Source organism: Rhodococcus sp. IEGM 1379 (assembly GCF_030056815.1).
In the GTDB taxonomy this organism is placed as follows: Bacteria; Actinomycetota; Actinomycetes; order Mycobacteriales; family Mycobacteriaceae; genus Rhodococcus_F.
The window spans coordinates 1-19,941 of sequence record NZ_JASHKR010000080.1 but is presented as its reverse complement, the minus strand read 5'-3'; the positions used below and the strand labels follow the sequence as shown (position 1 = coordinate 19,941).

At 62.4% G+C, this 19,941-nt stretch carries 18 protein-coding genes; 16 read left to right on the top strand and 2 right to left on the bottom strand.

Annotation, left to right across the window (positions count from 1 at the left end; genetic code table 11):
* Nucleotides 1–121 precede the first annotated feature (121 nt).
* The 11 genes from QM600_RS24880 to QM600_RS24830 all read left to right on the top strand — a co-directional run bounded on the left by QM600_RS24880 (nt 122) and on the right by QM600_RS24830 (nt 13,771).
* A complete protein-coding gene (locus QM600_RS24880; RefSeq protein ID WP_283264335.1) occupies nt 122–688 on the top strand; it encodes a PH-like domain-containing protein in 567 nt (188 codons plus the stop codon).
* Nucleotides 685–1,860 (top strand): glutamine-hydrolyzing carbamoyl-phosphate synthase small subunit, encoded by a 1,176-nt coding sequence (gene carA / locus QM600_RS24875; protein WP_283264332.1) that lies wholly within the window; start codon nt 685–687, stop codon nt 1,858–1,860. The genes QM600_RS24880 and carA overlap by 4 nt, the downstream gene beginning before the upstream one ends.
* Nucleotides 1,860–5,216 (top strand): carbamoyl-phosphate synthase large subunit, encoded by a 3,357-nt coding sequence (gene carB, locus QM600_RS24870; RefSeq protein WP_283264331.1) that lies wholly within the window; start codon nt 1,860–1,862, stop codon nt 5,214–5,216. Before carA ends, carB begins: the two co-directional genes overlap by 1 nt.
* On the top strand, nt 5,213–6,034 hold the full coding sequence (gene pyrF, locus QM600_RS24865; protein ID WP_283264330.1) for an orotidine-5'-phosphate decarboxylase: 822 nt from the start codon (nt 5,213–5,215) through the stop codon (nt 6,032–6,034). Before carB ends, pyrF begins: the two co-directional genes overlap by 4 nt.
* Before the next feature lie 57 nt (nt 6,035–6,091).
* On the top strand, nt 6,092–7,318 hold the full coding sequence (locus QM600_RS24860) for a glycosyltransferase 87 family protein (protein WP_283264329.1): 1,227 nt from the start codon (nt 6,092–6,094) through the stop codon (nt 7,316–7,318).
* A gap of 370 nt (nt 7,319–7,688) precedes the next feature.
* On the top strand, nt 7,689–8,009 hold the full coding sequence (gene mihF / locus QM600_RS24855) for an integration host factor, actinobacterial type (RefSeq protein WP_283264328.1): 321 nt from the start codon (nt 7,689–7,691) through the stop codon (nt 8,007–8,009).
* 60 nt (nt 8,010–8,069) lie between these two features.
* Nucleotides 8,070–8,666, top strand: a complete 597-nt coding sequence (gmk, locus tag QM600_RS24850) for a guanylate kinase (protein WP_094274990.1) — start codon at nt 8,070–8,072, stop codon at nt 8,664–8,666.
* Nucleotides 8,667–8,740: 74 nt separating this feature from the next.
* Nucleotides 8,741–9,040: a DNA-directed RNA polymerase subunit omega gene (rpoZ, locus tag QM600_RS24845; protein ID WP_283264326.1), complete on the top strand. Its 300-nt coding sequence runs from the start codon at nt 8,741–8,743 to the stop codon at nt 9,038–9,040.
* Nucleotides 9,037–10,332 carry a bifunctional phosphopantothenoylcysteine decarboxylase/phosphopantothenate--cysteine ligase CoaBC gene (gene coaBC / locus QM600_RS24840; protein ID WP_283264323.1) on the top strand — a complete coding sequence of 432 codons (1,296 nt, stop codon included), beginning with the start codon at nt 9,037–9,039 and terminating at the stop codon, nt 10,330–10,332. Before rpoZ ends, coaBC begins: the two co-directional genes overlap by 4 nt.
* A gap of 171 nt (nt 10,333–10,503) precedes the next feature.
* Complete coding sequence (gene metK / locus QM600_RS24835) at nt 10,504–11,718, top strand: methionine adenosyltransferase (RefSeq protein ID WP_283264322.1); 1,215 nt, start codon at nt 10,504–10,506, stop codon at nt 11,716–11,718.
* A gap of 34 nt (nt 11,719–11,752) precedes the next feature.
* The gene (locus tag QM600_RS24830) at nt 11,753–13,771 is read left to right on the top strand and encodes a primosomal protein N' (RefSeq protein ID WP_283264320.1); all 2,019 of its coding nucleotides are present in this window, start codon (nt 11,753–11,755) and stop codon (nt 13,769–13,771) included.
* A 10-nt stretch (nt 13,772–13,781) separates the two neighbouring features.
* On the opposite strand, the gene QM600_RS24825 is transcribed toward QM600_RS24830, so the two are convergent.
* Nucleotides 13,782–14,459 (bottom strand): FAD-dependent oxidoreductase, encoded by a 678-nt coding sequence (locus tag QM600_RS24825; RefSeq protein WP_283264319.1) that lies wholly within the window; start codon nt 14,457–14,459, stop codon nt 13,782–13,784.
* Between the two features lie 150 nt (nt 14,460–14,609).
* Here QM600_RS24825 and QM600_RS24820 point away from each other — a divergent pair, with 150 nt between their 5' ends.
* From QM600_RS24820 to QM600_RS24805, 4 genes are all read left to right on the top strand, one after another.
* Nucleotides 14,610–15,173, top strand: coding sequence for a PadR family transcriptional regulator (locus QM600_RS24820; RefSeq protein ID WP_283264317.1), 564 nt, complete (start codon nt 14,610–14,612; stop codon nt 15,171–15,173).
* A 95-nt stretch (nt 15,174–15,268) separates the two neighbouring features.
* Nucleotides 15,269–15,802, top strand: coding sequence for a glutathione peroxidase (locus QM600_RS24815; protein ID WP_283264316.1), 534 nt, complete (start codon nt 15,269–15,271; stop codon nt 15,800–15,802).
* A 260-nt stretch (nt 15,803–16,062) separates the two neighbouring features.
* The gene (locus tag QM600_RS24810; protein ID WP_283264315.1) at nt 16,063–17,469 is read left to right on the top strand and encodes a DHA2 family efflux MFS transporter permease subunit; all 1,407 of its coding nucleotides are present in this window, start codon (nt 16,063–16,065) and stop codon (nt 17,467–17,469) included.
* Nucleotides 17,470–17,542: 73 nt separating this feature from the next.
* A complete protein-coding gene (locus tag QM600_RS24805; RefSeq protein WP_283264313.1) occupies nt 17,543–18,502 on the top strand; it encodes an esterase/lipase family protein in 960 nt (319 codons plus the stop codon).
* Between the two features lie 30 nt (nt 18,503–18,532).
* Here QM600_RS24805 and QM600_RS24800 read toward each other — a convergent pair whose 3' ends face one another.
* Nucleotides 18,533–18,739, bottom strand: coding sequence for a hypothetical protein (locus QM600_RS24800; RefSeq protein WP_283264312.1), 207 nt, complete (start codon nt 18,737–18,739; stop codon nt 18,533–18,535).
* Nucleotides 18,740–19,029: 290 nt separating this feature from the next.
* On the opposite strand from QM600_RS24800, the gene fmt reads away from it, so the two are divergent.
* Nucleotides 19,030–19,941 (top strand): methionyl-tRNA formyltransferase (fmt, locus tag QM600_RS24795; protein WP_283264311.1); only part of this gene is annotated, 912 nt, incomplete at its 3' end.

The following is a 19,941-nucleotide window of genomic DNA, read 5'->3' as shown; positions in this document are numbered from 1 at the left end:
ATAACACTCCGTACGAGTCGATGACATTGCCCGCTCGGGTCACGACCACACTGTTACGTGGGCGCATTACCGCACATGACGGAAATGCACGGCTGCGGAACGAGGAGTAGGCGTCATGGAGATGGAAAGAGTGCTGTGGGTCGTAGGACTGGTGATCTTCTGGGTCGCCATGATCGGCCTCATGTTCATCGGGTGGCGCGGCCGAGCGAGACGTCAGAAGGACTCGATCGGCGAGTTGCCCACGGTACCGGCAACTTTGGGTGAACTGCTCGTCATGCCCACCACGGGCCTGTACGTCGGCAGCACCATCGCGCCCAGTTGGCAGGACCGCATCGCCGTCGGCGACCTCGGGTTCCGGTCCACGTGCGAGATCAGCCGTTACTCCGGCGGAATCTTGTTGGAGCGCACCGGTGCGTCGGCAATCTGGATTCCCCAGAAGTCGATTCGCGCGATCCGTACCGAGAACGGTCTTGCTGGCAAGGTCATGAGCAAGGACGGCGTCCTGGTCATCCGCTGGGAGTTGCCGAGCGGCACCGAGATCGACACGGGTGTGCGGGGCGACGACAAGTTGGCCTACCCAGACTGGGTCAAGCCGCTAACAGGGTCGAACCCAGACGCATCCACTGAGACTAAAAACAACGAAGACGCAAGCTCTGGCGAGATCGAGCAGAACGGAAAGAACGCATGAGCGGCTTTGACAACAGCCCCGCAGTACTGGTCCTAGAAGACGGACGGGTGTTCCGCGGAACCACCTTCGGCGCGGTTGGCCAGACACTGGGCGAAGCGGTGTTCAGCACCGGCATGACCGGCTACCAGGAAACGCTCACCGATCCCAGCTACCACCGTCAGATCGTGGTCTCTACCGCTCCCCAGATCGGCAACACCGGCTGGAACGACGAGGACGACGAGTCCGTCGGCCCCACCGGTGATTCCGCGGGAGCCAAGATCTGGGTTGCCGGTTACGTAGTCCGCGACCCATCGCGGGTTACCTCGAGCTGGCGCGCGACGGGTTCGCTGCAGGCCAAGCTCGAAGAGCAGTCGATTGTCGGCATCGCCGGCATTGACACCCGCGCGCTGGTCCGCCACCTGCGTACCCGCGGTTCCATGAAGGCCGGAATCTTCTCCGGTGACGCACTTGCTGCCGACGATGTTCTGATCGAGCGGGTCAAGGATCAGCCGACCATGCTCGGCGCCGATCTCGCCAGCGAGGTCAGCACCACCAGCGGCTACATCGTCGAGCCCAAGGGTGGTGAGGCGCTGTACACCGTTGCCGCCATCGACCTCGGCATCAAGACCAACACTCCGCGCATGTTCGCCGAGCGCGGTATCCGCGTTCACGTCTTGCCGTCCAACGCGACGCTCGAGCAGATCCTGGACCTCAAGGCCGACGGAGTGTTCCTCTCCAACGGTCCGGGTGACCCGGCCACCGCCGACGGCGCTGTGCACCTCACCAAAGAGGTCATCGGACAGGGCTTGCCGCTGTTCGGTATCTGCTTCGGCAACCAGATCCTGGGCCGCGCGCTCGGGATGAGCACCTACAAGATGAAGTTCGGGCACCGCGGCATCAACGTCCCGGTGATCGAGCATCAGACCGGTCGCATCGCGATCACCGCTCAGAATCACGGCTTCGCGCTCGAAGGCGAAGCCGGCCAGGAATTCGACACACCGTTCGGTCGGGCCGTGGTCAGCCACACCTGCGCCAACGACGGAGCCGTCGAAGGCGTTCGCCTGCTCGACGATTCGGCCTTCTCGGTTCAGTACCACCCCGAAGCTGCCGCCGGCCCGCACGACGCCGCGTACCTCTTCGACCGCTTCACCAGCCTGCTCTCCGCACGGAAAGAAACCGGAGTCAAGAACTAATGCCACGCCGTACAGATCTCAAGCACATCCTGGTAATCGGCTCCGGTCCGATCGTCATCGGTCAGGCCTGCGAGTTCGACTACTCGGGCACCCAGGCCTGCCGCGTCCTGCAAGAGGAAGGCCTGCGCGTCAGCCTGGTCAACTCCAACCCGGCGACGATCATGACGGACCCCGAGTTCGCCGACGCCACGTACGTCGAACCGATCACGGCCGAGTTCCTCGAGAAGGTCATCGCCAAGGAAGCCTTGCAGGGCCACAAGATCGACGCCGTCCTCGCGACGCTCGGTGGCCAGACCGCTCTCAATGCCGCAGTGGCATTGCATGAGCAGGGCATCCTCGAAAAGTACGACGTCGAGCTGATCGGTGCCGATTTCGACGCCATCCAGCGCGGCGAGGATCGCCAGAAGTTCAAGGACATCGTCGCCAAGGTCGGTGGCGAATCCGCGAAGTCGGCTGTTTGCTACACGATGGACGAAGTACACGCCACGGTCGCCGAGCTCGGCTACCCGGTTGTTGTTCGCCCGTCCTTCACCATGGGTGGCCTCGGCTCCGGCATGGCGTACAACGTCGACGACCTCAACCGGATCGCCGGTGGCGGTCTCGCTGCGTCGCCGACGGCCAACGTCCTCATCGAGGAATCCATCCTCGGTTGGAAGGAATACGAGCTCGAGCTTATGCGTGACAGTCGCGACAACGTCGTGATCGTCTGCTCCATCGAGAACGTGGACCCGGTCGGTGTCCACACCGGCGACTCGGTCACCGTCGCACCCGCGATGACCCTGACCGACCGCGAGTACCAGGACATGCGCGACCTCTCCATCGACATCCTGCGTGAGGTGGGCGTCGACACCGGCGGCTGCAACATCCAGTTCGCGATGGACCCCGCCGACGGCCGCCTGGTTGTCATCGAGATGAACCCGCGCGTGTCCCGCTCGTCTGCTCTGGCGTCGAAGGCGACCGGTTATCCGATCGCGAAGATGGCCGCCAAGCTGGCCATCGGCTACACGCTCGACGAGATCGTCAACGACATCACCAAGGAAACGCCGGCTTGCTTCGAGCCGACGCTCGACTACGTCGTCGTCAAGGCTCCGCGGTTCGCATTCGAGAAGTTCCCCGGCGCCGACGGCACCCTGACAACCACGATGAAGTCGGTGGGCGAGGCCATGAGCATCGGCCGCAACTTCACCGAGGCATTCGGCAAGGTCATGCGTTCGCTCGAGACCAAGCGTGCGGGTTACTGGACGGGCCTCGAAGTAGAAGCCGAGAGCCTCGAAGCTCTCCTCGCCGACCTGAGCGTTCCGCAGGATGGCCGCATGTACGGCATCGAGAAGGCATTCGCGATGGGCGCCACCACCTCGCAGCTTTTCGAGGCCACCAAGATCGATCCGTGGTTCCTCGACCAGTTCCTGCAGATCCACGAGCTCGGCAACAAGATTCGCGCTACCGAATCCTTCGACGAGGCTGCGCTGCGTCAGGCCAAGTACCACGGCCTGTCCGATCGCCAGATCGCTGCACTGCGTCCCGAATTGGGCGGCGACACTCACGCCGGTGAAGACGCAGTTCGCGCCCTCCGCGACGAGCTCGGCGTGCACCCGGTCTACAAGACCGTCGACACCTGCGCCGCAGAGTTCGAAGCCAAGACGCCGTACCACTACTCGACGTACGAGCTGGACCCCAACGCCGAATCCGAGGTCGCGCCGCAGACCGAGCGTCCCAAGGTCCTGATCCTCGGATCGGGCCCCAACCGCATCGGCCAGGGCATCGAGTTCGACTACTCCTGTGTCCACGCAGCGCAGACGCTGTCCGAGGCCGGCTACGAGACCGTCATGGTCAACTGCAACCCCGAGACCGTCTCCACCGACTACGACACCGCTGACCGCCTGTACTTCGAGCCGCTCACGTTCGAGGACGTGTTCGAGGTCTACCGCGCAGAAGCGCAGTCCGGCACCGTTGCCGGCGTCATCGTCCAGCTCGGTGGCCAGACCCCGCTCGGCCTGGCCAAGCGCCTCGAAGCTGCCGGCGTTCCGATCGTCGGAACCAGTCCGGCCGCAATCGATTTGGCCGAGGACCGTGGCGAATTCGGTCGCGTGCTGAACGAAGCCGGTCTGCCCGCACCGAAGTTCGGCACCGCCACCACGTTTGACGGCGCCCGTGAGATCGCTGCCGGAATCGGCTACCCGGTCCTCGTTCGTCCGTCCTACGTGCTCGGTGGACGCGGCATGGAGATCGTCTACGACGAGCCTTCCCTCGCCAACTACATCTCGCGCGCCACCGAGATTTCGGACGACCGGCCCGTGCTGGTCGACCGTTTCCTCGAAGACGCAGTCGAGATCGACGTCGACGCACTGTGCGACGGCACCGAGGTGTACCTGGGCGGCGTCATGGAGCACATCGAGGAAGCCGGAATTCACTCCGGTGACTCCGCGTGCGCTCTGCCTCCCATCACGCTGGGCCGCGCAGACCTCGAGAACGTCCGACGCTCCACCGAGGCACTTGCCAAGGGAATCGGCGTCAAGGGCCTGCTCAACGTGCAGTACGCACTCAAGGACGACATTCTCTACGTCCTCGAAGCGAACCCGCGTGCCAGCCGCACCGTTCCGTTCGTCTCCAAGGCGACGGCCGTTCAGTTGGCCAAGGCCTGTGCTCGCGTCATGCTCGGCGAGTCCATCGCGGACCTGCGCGCCAGCGGCATCCTGCCCGCCACGGGCGACGGCGGAAACACTCCCGCCGGTGCACCCATCGCGGTCAAGGAAGCAGTTCTGCCGTTCAACCGGTTCCGTCGCGCTGACGGCACCGGCGTCGACACCCTGCTGAGCCCGGAAATGAAGTCCACAGGTGAGGTCATGGGAATCGACTTCGACTTCGGCACCGCATTTGCCAAGTCTCAGACCGCTGCTTACGGTTCGCTGCCCACCGAAGGCGCCGTGTTCGTCTCGGTCGCCAACAAGGACAAGCGTTCGCTGATCTTCCCGGTCAAGCGACTCGCAGACCTGGGCTTCACGATCCTTGCCACCGAAGGCACTGCAGATGTATTGCGTCGCAACGGTATCGAGTGCAAGAACGTGTACAAGCAGTCCGGTGAAGAGGTTCCCGAGGGCGCCGCCACCATCGTCGACCAGATCAAGAGCGGCGAGGTCGCCATGGTGATCAACACCCCGTACGGCAACTCCGGCCCGCGCGTCGACGGCTACGAGATCCGTAGTGCCGCAGTCGCGTCGAACATTCCGTGCATCACTACTGTGCAGGGTGCTTCGGCTGCCGTTCAGGGAATCGAAGCCGCAATCCGCGGCGACATCGGCGTTCATTCCTTGCAGGAACTGCACGCCGGTCTGCGTCAACCGTCCACCCAGTCGTGACACACAGTTGGGGTCACCGTCTCCGGTCCGCAATCGCGGACCGGGGGCGGCTGTGTGTGGGCATCGACCCACACCCGGCGCTTCTCGACGCGTGGGGCCTGCCCCGCTCGGCTGAGGGTCTCGAAACTTTTGCGGAGATCTGCGTCGAGGCATTCACCGGCGAAGTTGCCATCGTGAAGCCGCAGGTCGCGTTCTTCGAGGCGTACGGAAGTGCGGGCTTTGCAGTACTCGAGCGCACCATCTCGGTACTGCGCGACGCCGGAACACTGGTTGTCGCGGATGCCAAGCGCGGCGACATCGGTTCCACCATGGATGCGTACGCGCAGGCCTGGCTCGGAGAATCGCCGTTGTCCTCGGATTCGGTGACGGTGTCGCCGTACCTCGGATTCGGAGCCTTGGCGCCGGCCTTGGAGTTGGCCCGCGAAAATGCACGCGGAATCTTCGTGCTTGCGCGTACATCCAACCCTGAGGGTGGAGGACTGCAGCAGTCTTCGGCCGATGGCGTGTCGGTTGCCCAGTCGATAGTCGACGACTCGATCGCCGCAAACGCCGACGGCCACGACACCGTCGGACTCGTGGTGGGTGCCACCCGCGATCACGGACTGGACCTGAGCAACTTCAGCGGTCCGATCCTGGCTCCCGGACTGGGGGCACAGGGCGCGACGGCTGCGGACCTCGCGGAGATCTTCGCCGGTTCTACGGAACTGCTTCTGCCCAACTCTTCGCGTGGCGTCCTCAAGCACGGCCCGTCGGTGACGGCGCTTCGTGAGGCGGCCATGCGCGATCGGGACGAGATCGAAGCCGCATTGGCGAACTGATCCGTGAGCGATTACGACGTTTCGAACGCTGTCACATCCCGGTGGTACCGTCCGGCGGTGAACGGATCGGGTGGGGCGTCGAAGCGTCGTTGGTGGCAGGAGCGTCGTTGGTGGCTAGCCGCGGTGCTTGTTGTGCTGTGCGCTGTGCTGGCTACGGTATTTCAAGCGGTGACCGGAGTTCACGGCGACGACCTCGCTGTGTATCGGACAGCCGGGCAGGCAGTTCTGGACGGTTCGAGTCTGTACGACTCCACGTTCAATGCCCGGCTTCCGTTCACCTACCCACCGTTCGCAGCGCTCATTGCTGTTCCGATTGCGATCGGAACGTGGGGGTTCGTGCAATGGGAGTGGACTTTTGTCAGCCTCCTGATGCTGGCTGTGATCATCGTCTTGAGTTATCGGGGCATTCCGCTCACACGTAAGCGCCCCCTCGCGGTGTATGCGGGGTTCCTGATCCTGTGGACGGTCGCGTCCCCGATTTCGGATCATCTCGGATACGGGCAGGTCGGGTTGTTTCTGACGATGCTGTGTCTGATCGATGTACTCGCGCGGCCCAAGTGGTTGCCCGAGGGAGTTCTGGTCGGCATTGCCGGTGCCATCAAGCTCGTTCCGATCGTGTATCTCGGGTACTACCTGATCACTGGCAAGTGGAAGGCGCTCGGCGGCGGACTGGCCGGTTTTGCCGGCGCGACTTTGTTAGGCCTCGCGGTACTGCCGCGCCAGACCATCGACTACTTCGGTGACATCGCTTCACTGTCGGGCAAGGTCGCGGTGGGGGACCCGGCGGTCTTCGGGAACCAATCTCTTCGCGGAATGGCGTTGCGCGAACTCCCTGATGCCCTGGTGGGGCCTGTATGGCTGGCTGCCTGCGCAGTGTTGGCCGCGCTGGGGATTCTCGCTACCCGGCGCGCTGCGCGCTTACGCGGGGATCTGGCGGCCTTCACCGTCGTTGCACTGCTTGCTGCGGTGGTCACGCCTATAGCGTGGACCCACCACTTCGTGTGGTTGGTGCCGGCCGTGGGTGTACTGCTGACGCCTGTCGACGGACGGCGGGGGATTCCCGCGTGGTCCGCGGTGGCGGCCGCGCTCACTGCCGTTGTAGTGCTTTTCCGATTGCCACGAGTGGGCGCCGATCTGAACATCCCGATCCTGGGGTTTGTCCTGGAGAACTCGTTGCTTTGGGCGGTACTGGTGGTCGTTGTGGCCCTGGCCGTACCGGGTTCGACACAAAAAGCCGTTGCAGAATCCGGCGTCGACGACCCGAAATCTTCGCTTCCGGCCTGAGAATCGGCCGCGACACGCGCATACGCGCCGAATTGCACCGAAAAATTTGACTGTGTCGACAAGCACGTTTGTCGAACTGACGGTCGAGGTTCCAAGCAGTTCGGTGCAGTGCATTGTCTTGAACTTGAAATCTGTTGTGCTACAGTAGTTTTCGCAATCGTACCTATGTTCGTGTCGTTTGGTTTCGGCCGCGATCGTGCTATCGAAGGCGTTGATTCTCGGACTTGATTCCACACGCATAACCCACCGTGATCTGCACCGGACCGCGGGGGGCGGGTTAGCAATTCGCGCCAGGCGTGAGTACGGTCGCTATCGCTGCTGGTTATCCAGCGGAATAGACAAAATTTGCACACGATGAGACGGAGGAACCGTGGCCCTTCCCCAGTTGACGGATGAGCAGCGCGCTGCTGCTTTAATGAAGGCAGCAGCTGCCCGCAAGGCCAGGGCTGAGCTCAAGGAGCGCTTGAAGCGCGGCGGCACCGACCTCAAAGAGGTCCTCAAGGATGCCGAAGAAAACGAAATCTTGGGCAAGATGAAGGTTTCGGCTCTGCTCGAGGCTCTGCCGAAGGTGGGCAAGGTCAAGGCTCAGGAAATCATGACCGAGCTGGAGATCGCTCCGACCCGTCGCATCCGCGGCCTCGGTGATCGTCAGCGTCGGGCTCTGCTGACCAAGTTCGACTTCGAGGTCTGAGTCGAACCGTGATGAAAACTGGCGCAACAGTAATGATGAGTGCTGCAAAAACAGTTTCTTATGAGTGCTGAGGCTGTGTCAGAGAGCAAGACTGCAGTGCGGAGGGGTCGGCTGGTTGTACTAGCCGGCCCCTCGGCTGTCGGCAAGTCGAGCGTGGTCCGCGAACTCAGAACTCGGTTGCCCGAGCTGATGTTCAGCGTGTCGGCAACGACCCGTGATCCTCGCCCCGGCGAGGTGGACGGTAAGGACTACCGCTTCACCACTCGAGACGAGTTCCAACGGATGATCGATTCCGGTGAACTCCTCGAATGGGCCGACATTCACGGCGGACTACAGCGATCAGGCACCCCAGCGGCACCCGTCGAAGAAGCTCTCGAAGCAGGACGGCCCGTGTTGGTCGAGGTCGATCTGGCCGGAGCCCGTGCGGTCCGTAAGGCAAAACCCGAAGCACTCCTGGTGTTCATGGCTCCGCCGAGTTGGGACGTTCTCGTCCAGCGACTGACCGGCCGTGGCACCGAAACCGAAGACGTAGTCGCGAGGCGGCTCGAGACCGCGCGAGTGGAATTGGCAGCCCAGGACGAGTTCGACACGGTCATCGTGAACGAAGATGTAAGCCGTGCTTGCGATGAGTTGGTATCCTTGTTGGTCGGGAACTGATTTTCATCCATTTCGATGCATACAGTCGATTCATGTAGGCCTTCATTGCACGATCTAATTCAGGAGACACAAGAGTGAGCAGCACTTCAGCCGCGTCCGCCGCAATCCAGGGCGCTCTGCCTGCCTACGACACTCCGCTCGGCATCACCAACCCGCCGATCGACGAGTTGCTCGAACGCACCTCCTCGAAGTACGCCCTGGTCATCTACGCGGCCAAGCGTGCTCGCCAGATCAACGATTACTACAACCAGCTCGGTGACGGCATCCTCGAATACGTCGGCCCCCTCGTCGAGCCGGGTCTGCAGGAAAAGCCGCTGTCCATCGCGATGCGCGAAATCCACGCTGATCTGCTCGAGCACACCGAAGGCGAGTGAGCACGTCGTCGGCCGCTCCCGAATCTGTTTCGGGCACCGGGGGAGCAGCGGAAACCCCCGGTTCGGCGCGTAAGCGCATCGTTGTCGGTGTCGGTGGTGGCATCGCGGCGTACAAAACATGCGCGATCATCCGTAGCTTCACCGAGAGTGGTCATTACGTCCGCGTGATTCCCACCGAGTCAGCGCTGGAATTTGTCGGACGAGCCACTTTCGAGGCACTCTCCGGCAATCCAGTGCATACCGGCGTTTTTGCTGATGTGCCGCAGGTGCCGCATGTCCGTCTCGGTCAAGAGGCGGATCTTGTGGTCATCGCGCCGGCAACAGCCGATTTGATGGCGCGAGCCGTCATGGGCCGCGCCGACGACTTGCTGACCGCCACCCTGCTGACGGCTCGTTGCCCCGTCGTCTTCGCTCCGGCGATGCACACCGAAATGTGGGAACACCCCGCAACGGTGTCCAACGTGGCGACGCTCCGTTCGCGCGGAGTTCACGTCATCGAACCGGCGTCCGGACGCTTGACCGGAAAAGACACCGGTGCCGGCCGTCTGCCCGAACCCGAAGAGATCGTCGGCCTCGCGTCGTTGCTCCTCGAGCGCGTCGACGCATTGCCTCGCGATCTCGAAGGTCGTCGGGTGCTCGTCACTGCCGGTGGCACACGTGAGCCCCTCGATCCCGTTCGTTTCCTCGGCAATCGTAGTTCCGGCAAGCAGGGATATGCCCTCGCGCGTCTGGCTGCGCAGCGCGGTGCGCGCGTCACACTGATCGCGGGATACACGTCGGACCTCGCGGATCCCGCAGCAGTCGATGTGGTTCACGTCAAGACTGCCGAAGATCTTCGATTGGCCGTCGAGAAGCATGCTCCAGGGCATGACGGCATCATCATGGCCGCGGCGGTCGCCGATTTCCGGCCGACCACGGTCGAGGGCAGCAAAATCAAGAAGGGCGCTAACGAGCCCGACTCGATCAGCTTGACCCGAAACGTGGATATCCTGGCCGGACTCGTCGAATCTCGTCGCGACGGCGATCTCGATGAGCGCACTGTCATCGTCGGATTCGCTGCGGAGACGGGTGACGCGCACGGCGATGTTCTGGATTACGCCCGTTCCAAGCTTGCTCGCAAGGGCTGCGATCTCCTCGTGGTCAACGCGGTGGGTGAAGGCAAGGCTTTCGAAGTCGACCACAACGACGGTTGGCTTCTGGGTTCGGACGGATCCGAATCGGCTCTCGAACACGGTTCCAAGGCTTTGATGGCCAGCCGAGTTCTGGACGCATTGGTGACGTTGTTTCCGTAAGCGGTGAGACCTATCACACCCAATTTGGGTGAGCATAAGGGTGTTGCGTGGATTGTGCGGCGACTATGGTCGGCGCAGTTATACGTAAGTACGGCAATACGGCCACCGACGGTGGTTCGAATATTTCCATAAGCTGTAGTCAAAAGAACTCAGGCGTCGAGAGGGAGATCTGTGAGCAAGTCCGGCAGTCGGCTATTCACCAGCGAGTCCGTGACCGAGGGGCATCCGGACAAGATCTGTGACGCGATCAGCGACTCCATCCTCGACGCGATCCTGACGCAGGACCCGCGTGCTCGCGTCGCCGTGGAAACTCTGGTCACCACCGGCCAGGTGCACGTTGCCGGTGAGGTCACGACCACCGCCTACGCCGACATCCCCAAGATTGTCCGCGATACGGTCCTCGAGATCGGGTACGACAGCTCGGCCAAGGGCTTCGACGGCAACTCTTGCGGTGTCAACGTCGCGATCGGTGCACAGTCCCCGGAAATCGCTCAGGGCGTTGACCATTCGCACGAGGCTCGTGTTGACGGAACGCTCGACGACGAGATCGATCGTCAGGGCGCCGGCGATCAGGGCTTGATGTTCGGTTACGCCACCACTGACACTCCGGAACTGATGCCGCTCCCCATCGCGATGGCGCATCGACTGGCACGTCGGCTCACCGAGGTTCGCAAGACCGGCGTTCTGCCGTACCTCCGTCCCGACGGCAAGACTCAGGTCACCATCGAATACGACGGTGACAAGCCGGTTCGCCTCGACACCGTCGTCATCTCGACGCAGCACGCTGCCGACATCGATCTCGACAACCTGCTGACGCCTGATCTTCGCGAGAAGGTGCTCAACTCGGTTCTCGCCGACGTGAACCTCGCGAACCTGGATACCTCCGACGTGCGTTTGCTGGTCAACCCGACGGGCAAGTTCGTCCTCGGTGGACCGATGGGTGACGCTGGTCTGACCGGCCGCAAGATCATTGTCGACACCTACGGCGGAATGGCTCGCCACGGCGGCGGCGCTTTCTCCGGCAAGGACCCGTCCAAGGTGGATCGCAGTGCTGCCTACGCCATGCGCTGGGTTGCCAAGAACGCAGTTGCTGCCGGCCTCGCCGACCGCATCGAAGTTCAGGTTGCATACGCCATCGGCAAGGCAGCTCCGGTCGGCTTGTTCGTCGAGACGTTCGGCACCGAGAAGACCGATCCGGCTCGCATCCAGCAGGCCATCACCGAGGTCTTCGACCTGCGTCCGGGAGCGATCATTCGCGATCTCGATCTGCTGCGCCCGATCTACGCGAAGACCGCTGCGTACGGCCACTTCGGTCGCACCGATATCGATCTCCCGTGGGAGAGCACGGATCGTGCAGACAAGCTGCGTAGCGCAGCCGGTCTCTGATTGCCCAGTGACATAGCAGGGTGGACATAGCGGGGTGGGCGCGGAAAGAGTAGCGGCAGAGGTTGATCCGGTTGCCCGGGTTCTACCGATGCTTCCCCTCGCACACCTCGATCGGGAGTTCGACTATCTCGTTCCCCGTGAACTCGAAGCGGATGCGCAACCCGGTGTACGGGTGCGCATCCGCTTTGCTGGTCGTCTGGTCGACGGCTTCATCGTCTCCCGTGAGGCGACCAGCGATCATCAGGGCAAGTTCGGTTGGCTCGAGCGTGTCATCTCCGCCGAGCGCGTACTCACTGCCGAGGTAGCGCAGTTGGTCGATCGTGTCGCCGAGCGTTATGCCGGGACGCGGGCGGATGTACTGCGATTAGCCGTGCCCCCTCGCCATGCAAAAGTTGAAGCTGAGCCGTGGGAGTCGTGCGGTGACATTGCGGCGCCCACATTGGGCGAACGAGGCTGGCACCTCTATCAGCACGGCGAAACATTTGTCACCGCAGTCCGTGAATTTCGCGCTCCGCGTGCGGTGTGGCAGGCATTGCCCGGAGAAGACTGGCCGATGCGTCTGGCCGAACTCGCGGGATCCGTTGCAGCCGTGGGGAAGAGCGCTGTGATCGTTGTCCCCGATCAGCGTGATCTCGATCGGGTACTCGCTGCCTGTGAGGCAGTGTCCGGCGCTGAAGCGGTGGTGGGACTTTCAGCAGGCTTGGGCCCGGCAATGCGTTATCGACGGTGGTTGGCGGCGCTACGCGGAAGCGCGCGCATCGTGGTCGGCACTCGAAGTTCCGTTTTTGCGCCGACGCCGGACACCGGACTCGTAGTGGTGTGGGACGACGGCGACGACAACTTGGCGGAGCCGCGTTCGCCGTATCCGCATGCCCGGGAATCTGCAGTCCTACGGGCCCATGTCGCCGGGTGCGCCGCGGTGATCGGCGGATTCTCGCGGACCGCGGAATCGCAGGCACTCGTCGATTCCGGTTGGGCTCACGATTTGGTGGCGGCCCGCGACGTCGTTCGGCATTGCTCACCCAAGATCACTGCATTGGCAGATAGTGATCAGGCATTGGCCCGGGACCCGGGCGCCCGGGCGGCACGCTTGCCGGCAATTGCTTTTGCCGCTGCACGACGCGCATTGCGCGATGGCCGTGGCGTGTTGGTTCAGGTGCCGCGTCGTGGTTATGTTCCGACTCTTGCGTGCGGAAAATGTCGAGCACCGGCGCGCTGTCGACGATGCAACGGGCCCTTGGCATTACCGTCCGCCGCCGGTCCGGACGGTGCTGGAATTCCCGAGTGCAGATGGTGCGGCGTCGCCGATGCGGCGTACCGCTGTCATGCGTGTGGTGCGAAGGCGTTGCGGGCTGTGGTGGTAGGTGCCGGTCGTACAGCCGAGGAACTCGGCCGGGCGTTTGCCGGAGTGAAGGTTGTGTTGTCCGGTGGCGGCGACGTGGTCAAGGAAGTTCCCCAGGGACCAGCCTTGGTCGTTTCGACCGTCGGCGCAGAACCGGTGATGACCGGCGGTTATGGCGCCGCGCTGCTTCTCGACGGTTGGGCATTGCTCGGCCGCGCCGATCTGCGAGCCGAAGAAGAGACGCTGAGGCGGTGGATGTCGGCCGCTGCCTTGGTGATTCCGCTGTCCGAAGGCGGCGAGGTAGTTGTGGTCGCCGATTCGGGAATCCCGACCGTTCAGGCGTTGGTGCGCTGGGATCCAATCGGTCACGCCCGCAATCAGTTCGACGAACGCGAAGAGGTCGGGTTTCCGCCTGCCGTGCATCTGGCCGCGATCGACGGTGGCAGCGCGGCAATCGCGGAATTAGTGGCGTCGGCGGAATTGCCGAGCAGCGCCGTACTTCTCGGTCCGGTGGAATTGCCGGCGGGGGAGCGGCTTCCGTACTCCGGGGAGGATGAGGCGGGAGTGGCGCCGGAGCGAATGCTGATCCGGGTGCCGCGTAAGGACGGGCGTGCGTTGGCTGATGCGCTCGCTCACGCACGTGCAGCCCGGAGTGCGCGGAAGTCCTCGGGTCCGGTGCGGATTCAGATTGATCCGCGCCGAATCGGTTGATTGCCAGGGCTCACGCGACGACGGCGTCGGTGAAGTTGATACCGGCGATCCACTCGGAGGAGCGGTTCAGTTGGACGTAGGTGTGAACGATGTTCTCGATGAATACAGTGCCGACGTACTTGGGCTTGGCTCCGGAGAGTAGCGGGCGGATCTTCGACCAGGCGCCGTCACCACCGACAAGAATGCTGGTGGTTACGGTCGATCCGTCGGCGAAGGTCAGCTCATGCCGGCCGTCGCCGAGTGGTGAAGCATCGGTGACCTTGTGTCCCCACTGGATCGTATCGTCGGGCAAGGAGTCGAGCAGGATCCGACGTACGTCTCCGCGGAGTACCTCGGGGCGTCCGTCTGTGCCGTCGTCGGGTTCGTCGAGCAGCATCGTGCGGTGCTGGTCGAGTATGCGCGAAGCCGCGCCGCCCACGTGAATGATCGCGCGGAACTCGTCGGTGAGACCGGCAGCTTCGAGCGCGAGTTGTCCGTTGTGTTGATGGATGTCGAGCTGGCCGCCCTGTGTGCGCGCTTCCGCAGAGGGCTCGGCCTCGTAGATTGTCGCAGGGATGCCGTGGACGTGGAGGACGCACGCGAGACGGATCGAACAGCCTTCCTCGGAAGCATCGCCACACGATGGGAGCAACTCGACGCGGCGGAGTATCCGTTCCTGAGTAGTGCGGCGACCCAGTTGTGCGAGCATGACGACCGCGAACAATTTCTCGCGGGAATCGACCGCATCCTGGCCGGTATTGCGACCGTTCGATAGGTGATGGTGCTATGTCGGCAGAATTGCCCCGCCTCGGGTAGCGATATATCGTCGAACTATCAACGATAGTCATGGAGGTCGGACATGGACAGACATTTTCCGGACGGCGAGCGCGGACACGGACGGGGTCGGGGCCATTTCGGACCGGGTGCGCATTTGGGCCGGGGACGTGGCCGGGGCGGGCGGGGTCGACGGGGTGACGTCCGGGCGGCAGTTCTGCTTCTCATCGCCGAAGAACCGATGCACGGGTATGAGCTGATCCAGCAGATCGTCGAGCGCAGTGGAGGCGTGTGGAAACCGAGTCCCGGCTCGATTTACCCCGCTCTGTCGCAACTCGAAGACGAAGGCTTGGTCATCATCGACAAGGTCGCCGGCCGAAAAACCGCCCGACTCACCGCTGAAGGTGTTGCCTACGTCGCGGAACACAAAGCTGATCTGGGTTCGCCCTGGGACGACGTTCGCGACAGCGTCGGTGCGCCGGAACAGGATTTGCGCGAGCTGATCGGACAACTCATGGGTGCTGCCGGTCAGGTTGCCGCCGTGGGGACGCCGGCACAGGTCAAGGCGGCCGCCGATGTTCTGATCGAGGCTCGGAAATCCTTGTATCGCGTGCTGGCCGAGGACGGATCAACAGACTCGGGAAGTTGAGTGTGCCCGACACTCGGTGCGTCCAGCTGTCAACCCCGGTGAAGCATGAACTAGCTTGGGTAGCAAGATAATCACTTCGATAACCAGGAGAATTTATGACTGTCCACAACTTTGCCGTCAAGGCTGCCGACGGATCCACCGAGGATCTGAGCCAGTACAAAGGCAACCTACTGTTGATCGTCAACGTGGCAAGCAAGTGTGGATTCACACCGCAGTACGAAGGGCTCGACGCCTTGTACCGCGAGAACAAGGACCGCGGTCTCCGAGTAATCGGATTCCCGTGCAATCAGTTCGGCGACCAAGAACCCGGGCAGGACGCGGAAATCCAGGAATTCTGCAGCACCACCTACAACGTCACGTTTCCCGTTCACGCCAAGCTCGAGGTCAACGGCGACAACGCGGACCCGTTGTTCGAGTACCTTCGCAGCGAGGCGCCGGGTGACTTCGGACCCGAAATCGGATTCCTTTTCGACCATGTCAGCAAGACTCGCCCCGAAGCGATCGGTACCGACGAGGTGAAGTGGAACTTCACAAAGTTCCTCGTCGATCGGGACGGAGAGGTGGTCCGCCGCTTCGAGTCGACCGTGACACCGGAGCAGATCGCCGCGGAGATTTCGGAGCTGCTGTAAATAGTTGAGACGGACATCCATTCCCGGGAGTATCTTTCGCAGTTTCCCGGGAGTGGAGGTCTCAGGCGAATGTCCGGGTGGCGGCGATCCGGCAGTCACGGCTTGGGCCGCTCCGGTGTTCCCGCGTCGAAATTAAGTTGACGGTGACTCTCGAGATGGTTGATATTCTTTTTGAATAGATTAATTGTCGACTAAATTCAGAGAGTCCGTAGCAGCGCATGCACATTGAAGAGACAGAAGTTTCATCGGACGCGGTTGACATGGACGATCTTGACCGCGGCAGCAAATTGTTGATCGGCGTTTTGGTGGTCGCCGCATTCGTCATGATCCTCAACGAGACGATCATGGGTGTGGCACTGCCGCGTCTGATGGTGGATCTCGACATCACTGCCAGTACTGCGCAGTGGCTGACCACCGGGTTTCTGCTGACCATGGCGGTGGTCATCCCCACGACGGGCTACCTGTTCCAGCGATTCACACTCCGACAAGTTTTCGCCGCAGCCATGACGCTCTTCAGCGTCGGCACGTTCCTGGCGGCAATCGCACCCGGATTCGAACTGCTTCTGATGGGTCGCGTTGTCCAAGCCGGCGGCACCGCAATCATGCTTCCGCTGCTCATGACCACGGTCCTGCGTGTTGTCCCCGTACACAAACGCGGCGCAATGATGGGTGTCATCTCCATCGTGATTGCCGTCGCTCCGGCGGTCGGTCCCACCCTTTCCGGTGTGATCCTGCGCTCACTGGACTGGCGCTGGATGTTCTGGATCGTATTGCCGATCGGACTCGTTGCGTTTGCCATCGGCTCGGTGTTGGTCAAGAACCTCACCACAACCGGCGCGGCACCGTTCGACGGCCTGTCAGTTATCTTGTCCGTCTTTGCATTCGGCGGCATCGTCTACGGACTCGGCACCATCGGGCACTCTGCCGAAGGATCGGGTGTGCCGGTGTGGATACCACTGGTGGTCGGCGTCGTCGCTCTGGTCGTGTTCGTTCTGCGTCAGCTTTCGCGGCAAGAGGACGGACGCGCACTGCTCGACTTGCGGCCCTTCCTCACTCCCACTTTCAGCATTGGACTCGCCATGTTGGCGATCAGCATGATGGCACTGTTCGGTGCGCTCATCCTGCTGCCCTTGTACCTCCAGAATGTGCGCGGCCTCGACACCTTGAAGACCGGTTTGTTGCTACTTCCCGGTGGTCTGCTCATGGGCGCTCTGGCGCCGTTCGTGGGTCGCATATTCGACCGCGTCGGTCCGCGCCCGCTGGTCATCCCCGGTGTGGTCGTGGTCAGCGGCGCACTATGGCTGATGACGCTCCTCGACACGGAGACCGGGCTTCCTGTGGTTGTCGGCATCCATTCGATGCTGATGGCAGGTCTCGCCTTGGTTATGACGCCGTTGATGACGTCGTCGCTCGGATCAGTTCCGTCCGAGTTGTATTCACACGGCAGTGCGATCTTCAACACGGGACAGCAACTGGCCGGTGCTGCCGGCACAGCGCTGTTCGTCACGATCATGTCGAACACAGCCGCATCACAACTAGGCGACGGTGCCACCGATATCGCAGCGCAGCAGTCCGGTATCCACACCGCATTCCTGTGGGGTGGCGTTATTTCGCTGCTTGCGGTGGCGGGTTCGGTATTTATCAAGAAACCGGCGATAGCCGCTTAGTGGGGTAACCGGTCGGTTCGCACCTTATGATCTGTACCTACAATAGTGCTGATCAAGGTGGGAGTATCGAATTATGACCGTTGTGACGAGGTCTGCGGGACTGGTGTTTTCGGTGGTGACTGCACTTGCAGTGGCCGTGCCCAGTGTCGCCGGTGCCGTCACTCCGACGTTGGTCGGGCCGGCGCAGACTACCCGTCACGCTGCCACCGGATATGCCGAGGCGCATCCGGATGTGGCACCGGCGGGGTCTAACAATTTCGGCTGCAAGTCCAGTGCCGCGCATCCGCGGCCGGTACTGCTCGCGCACGGTACCGATACTCAGGCCTACGCCGATTGGGCGGCCGTTGCGCCGGCGCTCGCGGCTGACGGGTACTGCGTCTTCGCGCTCAACTACGGCAAGGATCCTGAGAAAGATACCTACGGCGTCGGCGATATCGTCTCGAGCGCAAGCGAATTCAGTACATTCGTTGATCAGGTGCGATCAGCGACCGGGGCTGATCGCGTCGACGTCGTCGGGTATTCGCAAGGCGCAACCGTGACTCGGTACTACATCAACAAGCTCGGTGGATCACTGTTCGTCGACCAGTGGATCGGGCTGGCGTCGCCCACGTATGGCGGCGTGATGTTCGGACTCGTGCCGATCATTCGTGCGATCCCCGGCGGCGACGAGTTTGTCGAGGACACCTTTTCCGTTGCTGTTCGTGAACAGATGGAGGGATCCGATCTGCTGCGCAGCCTCAACGACGGCGGTGACACTGTGCCAGGGGTGCGCTACACCACCATCGGTTCGCGGGTCGACGAGATGATTCAGCCGTCCAGCAATATCGCTTTACAGGGTCCCGGAGCCGAGAACATCGTTCTCCAGGACTTGTGCCCGCAGAACCTGACCGGCCACTTCCGGATGCCCTACGACCCCTACGTGATCGACATCATTCGTACGTCACTCGATCCGAATGCCGAGCGGCACGCATCATGCACGGCCGTACCGCTCGGCGCGGATATTCCGCAGGTGGTCATCGACGCAAACTCCTGAGGTCGACTCGGTCACTGCGGTCAAATTCGATTACTCAGCGAGTTTGGCCGCAGCCTGCGCCCACAGGAAAAACTTGTTCGTACCCAGATCGCGGACAGTCTTGATATTGAATGCAGCCTTCAAATGCTCTGCATCCGAATCACTTACGCCGTTCAAGGCTGCCACTGGCGCATCGGCCAAATCTTCGACGGACTTGCCTGCATATGCCTTGTCGAACTTGCTGTCGATGCATGCCATGAAGTACCTCCGTGTGGTCGGTGCATGTTCTTCTTGCTTCTGGACGCCGTGTGGTGGCGACAGAGACAGTCAATACCGTCCACTGCTGAATCTGCAGCGTTCTCACCAAAGAACTTGCTGAGAATTGTGTTCGATGTGCCGCGCGGTACAAACCGGCGGCAGCACTCCTTAGACTGACAGTTCCATCCACACAACATTCGGGAGCGCTTTCGTGAGTTGCAGTCCATCACGTTCGATAGGCCAGCGGGCTGATCACAGTCCGACCAGCCCTGAGAATCGGGAGGGCTGACATGCGCGTCGTCTTCGCCGGAACCCCGGAACCCGCCGTTCCCTCGTTGCGTCGACTCATCGAGTCGGCCAACCACGAGGTTGTTGCCGTCGTGACGCGTCCCGACGCCGTCGCCGGCCGTGGCCGCAAGGTCACCCGCTCACCTATCGGTCTGATTGCCGACGAGTACGGAATTCCGGTGCTGACGCCAGCCAAGGCGTCCGACCCCGAATTTGCAGCCGAGCTGAAGAGCTTCGAACCCGATTGCGCGCCTGTCGTGGCGTACGGAAACTTGTTGCCACAGAGCATCCTCGACATACCGAAATTCGGCTGGGTCAACCTGCACTTCTCGCTGCTTCCCGCCTGGCGCGGCGCCGCGCCGGTGCAGGCCGCGATCAGTGCCGGCGACGAAGTGACCGGCGCTAGTGCCTTCCGCCTCGAAGCCGGCATGGATACGGGCCCGGTGTACGGAGTGATGACGGAACGTATCCGCGACACCGACACAGCGGGCGATCTGCTCGGGCGTCTGGCTGAAGGTGGAGCCGGTCTGCTCGAATCCGTTCTGGATGCCATCGAAGCGGGCGAGATCAACGCGGTTCCGCAATCCGTCGACGGCGTTTCCTACGCCCCGAAGGTGACTGTCGACGCGGCTCGCGTGCGCTGGAACTTTCCCGCACTGACGGTGGATCGCCACATTCGGGCAGTTACGCCCGCTCCCGGTGCCTGGACGATGATCGGCGACCTCCGGGTCAAAGTCGGACCCGTCACGGTAACGGACGAGGTGTTGGACGTCGGCGAGATCGCAGTGCGCAAGGATGGTCTTTACATCGGTACCGCGACGACCGCAGTACGACTCGGGCAGATACAGCCCCCGGGCAAGAAATTGATGTCGGCAGGGGACTGGGCACGCGGTGCCCGACTCGACGCGGAGGTA